General features: G+C 68.3%; 8 protein-coding genes. 4 read left to right on the top strand and 4 right to left on the bottom strand.

The window, feature by feature from the left end; all coding sequences use genetic code 11:
* On the bottom strand, window positions 1–2,315 hold a 2,315-nt coding region (locus ACT4N3_RS02860; protein ID WP_444853698.1), incomplete at its 3' end, for a putative bifunctional diguanylate cyclase/phosphodiesterase.
* Between the two features lie 504 nt (window positions 2,316–2,819).
* Between ACT4N3_RS02860 and ACT4N3_RS02855 the strand changes: the two genes are divergently transcribed.
* Together ACT4N3_RS02855 and ACT4N3_RS02850 are read left to right on the top strand one after the other, a co-directional pair.
* A complete protein-coding gene (locus ACT4N3_RS02855; protein ID WP_444853697.1) occupies window positions 2,820–3,038 on the top strand; it encodes a transposase in 219 nt (72 codons plus the stop codon).
* On the top strand, window positions 3,014–3,364 hold the full coding sequence (locus tag ACT4N3_RS02850; protein ID WP_444853696.1) for a transposase: 351 nt from the start codon (window positions 3,014–3,016) through the stop codon (window positions 3,362–3,364). Before ACT4N3_RS02855 ends, ACT4N3_RS02850 begins: the two co-directional genes overlap by 25 nt.
* Before the next feature lie 207 nt (window positions 3,365–3,571).
* On the opposite strand, the gene ACT4N3_RS02845 is transcribed toward ACT4N3_RS02850, so the two are convergent.
* A complete protein-coding gene (locus ACT4N3_RS02845) occupies window positions 3,572–5,347 on the bottom strand; it encodes a fatty acyl-AMP ligase (protein WP_444853695.1) in 1,776 nt (591 codons plus the stop codon).
* Between the two features lie 101 nt (window positions 5,348–5,448).
* Between ACT4N3_RS02845 and ACT4N3_RS02840 the strand changes: the two genes are divergently transcribed.
* Both ACT4N3_RS02840 and ACT4N3_RS02835 read left to right on the top strand, forming a co-directional pair.
* Window positions 5,449–5,991 carry a RecX family transcriptional regulator gene (locus ACT4N3_RS02840; RefSeq protein ID WP_444853694.1) on the top strand — a complete coding sequence of 181 codons (543 nt, stop codon included), beginning with the start codon at window positions 5,449–5,451 and terminating at the stop codon, window positions 5,989–5,991.
* 71 nt (window positions 5,992–6,062) lie between these two features.
* Complete coding sequence (locus tag ACT4N3_RS02835; RefSeq protein WP_444853693.1) at window positions 6,063–6,641, top strand: cold-shock protein; 579 nt, start codon at window positions 6,063–6,065, stop codon at window positions 6,639–6,641.
* A gap of 72 nt (window positions 6,642–6,713) precedes the next feature.
* Here the strand turns inward: ACT4N3_RS02835 and ACT4N3_RS02830 are convergent, their stop codons facing one another.
* Both ACT4N3_RS02830 and ACT4N3_RS02825 read right to left on the bottom strand, forming a co-directional pair.
* Window positions 6,714–7,148, bottom strand: coding sequence for an MAPEG family protein (locus ACT4N3_RS02830; protein ID WP_444853692.1), 435 nt, complete (start codon window positions 7,146–7,148; stop codon window positions 6,714–6,716).
* Between the two features lie 109 nt (window positions 7,149–7,257).
* On the bottom strand, window positions 7,258–7,769 hold a 512-nt coding region (locus ACT4N3_RS02825), incomplete at its 5' end, for a deoxyhypusine synthase family protein (RefSeq protein ID WP_444853691.1).

The following is a 7,769-nucleotide window of genomic DNA, read 5'->3' as shown; positions in this document are numbered from 1 at the left end:
GTGGCGATCATCGCCCGGGCGTCGGCGCCGCTGACCGGCCTGGAGAAGATATAGCCCTGGATCTTGTCGCAGCCGAGCTCGCGCACCAGCCGCAGATGCTCCTCGGTCGCCACGCCCTCGGCCACCGTCTTGAGGCCCAGGCTCCCGGCGAGCGCGACCACGGCGCGGACGATCGCCTGGCTCTCCGGATCCTTGGCGGACATGGCGCGCACGAAGCTCTGGTCGATTTTCAGCGTGTCGAATTCGGCTTTCCTGAGATAGCCCAGCGACGAATAGCCGGTGCCGAAATCGTCCATCGCGAGGCGCACGCCGAGCTGCTGGATCTGGTCGAGGATCTTCTGGGTTTCCTGGGTGAGCTCGAGGAAGATCGTCTCGGTCACTTCGAGCTCGAGCCGCTCCGGCGGCAGGCCCGCCTGGGTGAGGGAGGAGACAAGGGTCACGATGAAGCCCGGGTCGCGCAGCTGGCGCGGGGACACGTTGACCGCGATCGAGATATGCTCCGGCCAGCCGGCGGCCTCCTTGCAGGCGGCGCGCAACACCCACTCGCCGATCCGGCCGAGCAGCCCGGTCTCCTCGGCGATCGGGATGAAGCGGTCGGGCGGCACCTGGCCCAGCTCGGGGTTCTTCCAACGCAGCAGCGCCTCGAAGCTCTGGATCTCCAGCGTGCGCGCGTCGACCAGCGGCTGGAAGGCGAGGCTGAACTCGCCCGCATCGACCGCGCCGTGCAGCGCAAGCTCGATCCGCCGCCGCTCCTCGGCATGGACATGGAGGCTGGTTTCGAAGAAGCGGATGTCGTTGCCGCTGCCCGTCTTGGCGCCATAGAGGGCAAGATCGGCGTTGCGGACCAGCTCCTCGACGCTCTCGCCGTCGCCGGGGCCGATCGCGACGCCGATGCTGGCACCGACGAAGAGCCGCTGGTCGCGATAGAGGAACGGCCCCTGCAGCGCGCTGACCAGGGCGAGGCACAGCTGCTCCACGTCGCCGCGGTCCTTCACGCCCGGCACGACGATCGCGAACTCGTCGCCGCCCAGGCGGCCGGCGGTCATCTCGTCGGAAATCACCGTTTCGAACGAGCGCGCGACCTGCTGCAGCAGGTGATCGCCGGCGACATGGCCGAGGCTGTCGTTGATCGTCTTGAACCGGTCGAGATCGATGAGCAGGACCGCGCATTGCCCGCCCCGCGCCTTGGCCTCGGCCATCGCCGCGCCGAGATTGTCGAGCAGCTCAAGCCGGTTGGGGAGGCCGGTCAGCGCGTCGTGGCGCGCCATATGGGCGATCCGGTCGGCTGACTGACGCGCCTGGGTCACGTCCGATCCAACGCCGTGATAGCCGGTGAACCGGCCCTGTCTGGAAACGGCCGGCCGGGCCGAAAGCTCGATGCATTTGGACGTCTCACCAACCGGGAACGGGATGACCAGCTCGCTCACCGGATCGCGCCGGGCGAGCGCCGCCTCGGCGGCGGCGAGGGCGCGGCGCACGCTCTGGTCGGCCCGCGGCACGGAGCGCAGCAGATCGAGGATCGTCATGCCCTCCAGCTCCGCCACCTCGCGGCCGATGGCGCGGGCGAAGCGCGGCGAGACGCTGGTGAAGCCGAGGCTGGCATTGGTCTGCCACAGCCAGTCGGCGTCCGAGCTTTCATATTCGCGCAGCAGCAGGCTGACCGTGTCGCTGCGCTCCTCGAGCGCGAAATCGAGGCACTTGCGCTGGATGAAGGCGCGGCCGTTCATCACCACCATCATCAGCATCGCGCCGGTGTAGAGCGGGCCAATCGCGGTGATCACCCAGCTGTCCGCGGTCATCAGCATGCGGGTCGCGGCGACGCCCATGATGATCACATAAGCGGCCGCCGCGGCCGGGATCGGCGAGAAGATGAAGGCGGCGCCGGCCATCATCGTCGCGGTGATCACGCAGAGCGCGAGCTGCTGGCCATGATTGGCGAACTCGAAGAAATAGCGCGCCGGAAAGCCCCAGACGACGGCGAAGAAGACGCTGTGATAGGCGGCCTTGTTGATCGTTTGCTTGGGCAGCGAATGGATCGGCCGGCTGGCGAGCTTGGCCTTCGCCCGGGCGAAGAAGTGCATCAGCAGCGCGAGGCTGACCAGCCAGCCGGCGATCTGCATCGGCGGCGCCCGGCCGGCGAGCATGTAGACGACGATGAGCGCGTTGATCGTCTGGCCCCAGCCGGCGATCACCATCGCCCGGCTCATCTCGACCAGTTGGGCGGCGCGCACGCGGCCCCAGCCGTGGCTGCCCGGCGGCACAGCCCGGTTGAACACGACCCGCCAGTCGACCTTGGGCAAGCTCTGTTCGGTCATGGCGCCTTTCGAAACGCGCCATAATGGATGAAGCGTTAGGGAAGGGTTAGCTTAACCTGGATGGACACCGGGGTCAGGCGGGGCGGGCGCGTGGCGGGGACATGCTATTGCGTGTCCCCGCCTCGAAGCGGCGGCGAATGGTCCCAATGTTCGCACTGGCCATGGGCATGGCGAAAGGGCATTTCGCCGGCGTGAGGCCGGGGCGTGCGGCATGGGCGCGAAAGGGGGGCGACGGACGGGGCGAAAGCATGTCCTGAGCCTGTCGAAGGGAGCCGGTGGAAAGCCGCCGAAGCGACTCGCCGGCCGGCATCATGAATGATCGGGGGCGTATAGGAAAATGCGCCGGATTACGGTGGATTACGGTGTGGATTACGGGGGGATTACGGGGGGATTACGGTGACAGTTTACTTAACCCCCAAACTGTTGCCGTCGGCGGGGACACGCAATAGCATGTCCCCGCTTCGAAGTCCGCTGCAACTGCTCCGGTTGCCTTGAGAACGCGTCATGGCCCGTCTCGCCCGCCTCGTCATCCCCGGCCTGCCGCATCATGTCACGCAGCGCGGCAACGGACGGCAGCGGACCTTCTTTGAAGAGGCCGATTACGCGCTCTATCTCGATCTCTTCGCCCACGCCGCCGAACGGGCGCATTGCGAGGTCTGGGCCTATTGCCTGATGCCAACCATGTCCATGCGATCGTCGTGCCGAGCGATCCCGACGGGCTAAGGCGGACGTTCGGCGACTTGCACCGGCGCTACACCGGCTATGTCAACGCCCGGGCGCGGCGGACCGGACATCTCTGGCAGGGCCGGTTCGGATCGGCGGCGATGGATGACGAGCATCTCGTCAACGCGCTGCGTTATGTGAGCTTCAATCCGGTGCGGGCAAAGCTGGTAGAGCGCTGCGCCGACTGGCGCTGGTCGAGCGTGGCGGCGCATCTCACCGGCAAGGACGATCCCTCGTCAGGGTTAAGCCGGCGCTCGACAGGGTCGGGGACTTCGCCGCCTTCCTGGCCGAGGCGTTCGACGAGGCTGAGGCCTATGCGGCGCTAAGGAAGGCCGAGACGATCGGGCGGCCGGTGGGGTCGGCGGAGTGGCTGGCGGGGCTGGAGGCATTGACCGGGCGGACGCTGGCGCCGGGGAAAAGGGGGCCGAGGCGGGGTGTGTGGGCGGGGACACGCAGATAGCGTGTCCCCCGCGGTGTTGACGCGACGCGTGCTTGGGCGGGGACATGCAATAGCCTGTCCCCGGATCGGGCGCTCACGCCGCGATAGCGTAGGTCTGAATTTCGCCGGTCAGATAGAGGTTGCGCGCTTTCGCGCGGCTGAGCTTGCCGGAGCTGGTGCGGGGGAGCGAGCGGGGCGGGACGAGCTCGACGACGCAGTTGATGCCGGTGATCGCGCGCACCCGGTCGCGGATCTCGTCGCGCAGGCGACCGCGCTCGGCATCGTCCGACGTGCGGCACTGGACCAGCACCGCCGGCGTCTCCTCGCCGCCCGGGGTGGTGATCGCGAAGGCGGCGATGTCGCCCGACTTGAAGCCCGGCAATTGCTCCACCGCCCATTCGATGTCCTGCGGCCAGTGGTTCTTGCCGTTGATGATGATCATGTCCTTGGCGCGGCCGACGATGTAGAGATAGCCGCCCGACATGTAGCCCATGTCGCCGGTGTCCAGCCAATGATCGGCGTCGAGGCAGGCGGCGGTCGCCTCCTCGTCGCGGAAATAGCCGACCATCACCGAGCTGCCGCGGCAGAAGATGCGGCCGATCTCCTTTTCGCCGAGCAGCGCGTCGTCGTCGCCGCGGATCGCGACCTCCATGCCGCGCACCGGCCTGCCGCAATTGACCACCGCGCGATAACGCTGCGGCCGGTCGCGCTCGCCCGCGTCGCCGCCGGCGAGCAGGGTCTCCTCGACCATCTCGACGACGATGCCCTCGCCAGGCGGCATGACCGTGACCGCCAGGGTCGCCTCGGCGAGGCCGTAGCTGGGGAGGAAGGCGCCGGGGTTGAAGCCGGCTTCGGCGAAGGTGTCGACGAACATCTGCATGACGTCGGGGCGGATCATGTCGGCGCCGTTGCCGGCCACCCGCCAGCGCGACAGATCGAACCGCTCGGCGACGTTCATCTGGCTCGAGACGCGCCGGGCGCAGATCTCGTAGCCGAAGGTCGGCGAATAGCTCATCGAATGGCCGGTGTTGCGGGTGACGAGATCGAGCCAGGCGAGCGGCCGGCGGGCGAAATCCTCGGTCTTCAGATAGTCGGCCGACATTTGGTTGGCGACGATCGAGAGCATGCAGCCGACCAGGCCCATGTCGTGGTAGAACGGAAGCCAGGAGACGCCGCGGTCGCCCTGGCCGATATGCATGGAATCGGCATGGGCGGCGAGGTTCGCCATCAGCGCCCGGTGGGTGATGACGACGCCGTGCGGGAAGCGGGTCGAGCCGCTCGAATATTGGAGATAGGCGATGTCGTCCGCCGCCAGCCGCGGCAGCGAGGCCTCTGGCGCCGGTTCCGCCACGAAGCCCTGCCAGTCGCGCGCCTCGACGCCCAATTGCTCGGCCGCCGTCGCCGCCATCTGGAGCTCGGCCGGGTAGAAGAGAACGCGGGGATCGGCGCTCTCCAGCTGCACCTTGAGCTGGTCGATATAGGATTGCGCGCCCCCGAAGCTGGTCGGCAACGGCAGCGGCACCGGCCAGGCGCCGGCATAGAGGGCGCCGAAGAAGAGGGCGACGAAATCGGGGCCGGTCTCGGCGATCAAAGCGATCCGGTCGCCCGGGGCGACGCCACGGCCGATCAGCCGGCGGGCATGGCCCTGCGCGTCGGCGCGCAGCTCGGCGAAGGGATAGACGCGGACCAGCTCGGCGCGGTGATTGTGGAAGTTCATCCCCTTGAGCCCGCGCGCGGCATAATCGAGCGCCTCCGTCATCGTCGCGAAATCGGCGCGGCGGCGCGGGAGATCGTCGTCGGTCGGCGTGGGCCGGAGGGCGGCGAGGGGCGCTTCGGGGCGCTCGATCGTCTGGCCGTCGGACTGGGACACTCGGGCTGAACCTCTTTTAAGGGGCGCCAAAGGCGCGCGCTTTCAGCTTCGCCTCCAAGCGGGGCAGCACGTTCATATTCCGGCTCCACTGTGGCACAAACATGGCGATGGGGCGAGGAGAGAGACGCAAGGCGCCGCCGCTGGAGGAAGGGTCGCTGGAGCGGCTCGCCTTGCGCTATGCCGAGCGCTACGCGACCAGCCGGGCGAAGCTGGCGCGCTATCTGCTGCGCAAGACTCGGGAGCGGGGGTGGGACGGCGCGGCGGACGCGCCTCCGATCGAGGCGATCGTCGCGCGCATGGCGGGCCTCGGCTATGTCGACGATCGCGCCTTCGCCGCTGCGCGCGCCGCGACGCTGACCCGTCGTGGGCTGGGCGCGCGGCGGATCGCGGCGGACCTGCACGCGGCCGGAATCGGTGCGGACGACTCGGTCGCGCCGCGCGCCGCCGCGGAGGCCGAGGCGCTGGCGGCGGCGCTCCATTATGCCCGGAAACGCAAGATCGGCCCCTTCGCCCCCGCGGCGCCCGACCGCGCGGGCCGGGAAAAAGCGCTGGCGGCCTTGCTCCGCGCCGGCCATCCGCTTGATCTGGCGCGCAAAATCGCCGCCGCAGCCCCGGGCGAGGAGATCGACCCGGTCGATACATGAACGCAACGGTTCACAAGCTTCAAATCCATGTTAAGCTGCCGCCTTAAGGGCGCAGTGGGAAAGTGCGCGTCATGTCGCGTCAGGAAATGGTTCCCGAGCACAGGCCGCCGCCCGGTGAGGACGGCGTGGGGGCGGACGAAACCCTGGTCCGCCATGTCGGCACGGTCAAATGGTTCGACGCCACCCGCGGTTTCGGCTTCATCGTCTCCGACGAGGTGGATGGCGACATATTGATCCACTTCAGCGTGCTGAGGGAGCATGACCGGCGCAGCCTGCCCGAGGGCGCGGTCGTCGAATGCCTTGTCGTCGAGCAGGAGCGGGGGCTGCAGGCGCGCAAGGTGCTCGCCATCGACCTCAGCCAGGCGGTGCAGCCCGAGGCGGGGCGGTCGCAGGCGGCGGGGGACCGGATCGATCCGGCCTCGCTGGCCGACGAAGCCGGGCCCTATGAGCCGGTGCGGGTGAAGTGGTTCAACCGGCTGCGCGGCTACGGCTTCGTGGTCCGCGAGGAGAATGAAGACGAGGATATCTTCGTCCACATGGAGACGGTGCGCCGGGGCGGGCTGAGCGACCTGGCGCCGGACCAGCCGCTCCGGGCGCGGATCGCGGTCGGCCGCAAGGGGCCGCTGGCGGTCGAGGTCGAGCCGATCTGAATCCTTTGCGGCCGCGATTGCGGCCGCTATTTCCGAGCCGCCGAATGCTGCGCATCCGGCTCGAAATCGCTCTTAGCCGTGCAGGATGCGCGCCGCGGCGTGCACGGTGAGGCCGAGCAGGCAGAGCGAGGCGGCGATGAAGGCGAGGAAGCGCCATTTCACGACGTTGACCGTCGCCTGGATGAGGCTGTGCAGGATGCGGAAGGCGACATAGGCCCAGGCGAGCCAGACGTTGATCCAGATGTTGCCGCCGCCGAGAAGCGCGAGCGATAGCGCGATCGCGTAGAAGAGCGTCGGCTGCTCCAGCAGATGATTGTAATTGTGCGCCTTCCACTGGACATGGTCCTCGACCACACCGTCCAGCGACCCAGTCTTGCTGCCGACGCGGCCCTTCATCGAGAGGCCCGCGCGCCGCATCGCCGGAAAGCGCACCGCATAGAGCCAGATCTGCATGAGCAAAGTCCAGGCGACGAGCGCGACGACCGGCGCGATGATGGCGGCGTTCATGGCGACGATTCCCCCTCCCGCTTGCGGGAGGGGGTTAGGGGGTGGGGCCGATCGGGGCAAGCGACCGGTGCATTGCCCTTGATCCCCTCCCGCAAGCGGGAGGGGAGAATCAGTCGAACATCTTGCCGAAGGCGCGCTTCGCGCGGGTCTTCCAATGGCCGCGATGATAGGCATCCGAGGCCAGCAGCGGCAGCACCGAGGTCGCCTCGGCATAGACCATCTGCTCGAGCGCGGTGCTGACCTTGCCCCAGCTCGCCGCCTCCTGGAGGGTCGACGACGAGCAGGCGCCGTCGCGGACGTCGGCGACGGTGATCTGGACCGCATATTTGTGCACCTCGACATCGTCATGGCCGAGGATCTCGGCGCAGACGACGGTGTCCTGGGCGAAATTCTTCGGCACGCCGCCGCCGATCATCAAGAGGCCGGTGGTGCCGGCGCGGATCTTGATGTCGGTCAGCTCGCGGAAATCGGCGATGGCGTCGAGCACCATGTGCGGCCGGCCCGCCTTCATCGCGTCGACCTGATGCTTGACCAGGCCGAAGCCGGCCGAGCTGTCGACGAAGGCCGGGCAGAAGATCGGCACGTCATGCTCATAGGCCAGCTTGACGAGGCTGTGCGCCT

The sequence above is a fragment of the Sphingosinicella sp. genome (assembly GCF_052388015.1).
Classification (GTDB): domain Bacteria; phylum Pseudomonadota; class Alphaproteobacteria; order Sphingomonadales; family Sphingomonadaceae; genus Allosphingosinicella.
Note: the sequence above shows the minus strand (reverse complement) of the source record. Positions and strands in the feature narration are given on the sequence as shown.